Origin of the sequence: Neisseria sp. HMSC073G10, assembly GCF_001812605.1 — a bacterium.
Classification (GTDB): Bacteria; Pseudomonadota; Gammaproteobacteria; order Burkholderiales; family Neisseriaceae; genus Neisseria; species Neisseria subflava_A.
In genome coordinates this window covers 1-309 of the sequence record NZ_KV809533.1, presented here as the reverse complement: position 1 = coordinate 309, position 309 = coordinate 1, and the positions used below count along the sequence as shown (strand labels likewise).

Sequence of the window (309 nt, the reverse complement as noted above, 5' to 3'; positions counted from 1 at the left end):
GCCTATTGTTCCAATCGACATTCGCCCCTACTGCCGCCGTACCGACACTCCCGCCCGCCGCATAGCCGATTGCCGCCCCGCCCAGTGCGTTGACCGCCGCTTTGCCCGCCGGACCGAGGTTTTCCGCTGCTTCGTCCAAATACGGTGCGGCAAGGGAAGTGCCGCCGCCGGCCAGTATGCCGCCGAGGTTGCCCGTCGTCAGTCCGCCTGCCGCCCCGTGCAGGATACTCCTGCCTATGCCGCCTTCTTTCCAGGTGTCGTAGCGGCTTTGGTTTTCGGCAAGGTAGGCGTTTACTTGACCGAGGGATG

General features: G+C 64.7%; 1 pseudogene. It reads right to left on the bottom strand.

The features are described 5' to 3' along the window. Nucleotides 1-309, bottom strand: a pseudogene (locus HMPREF2865_RS07370) (hypothetical protein); the annotation flags it as partial.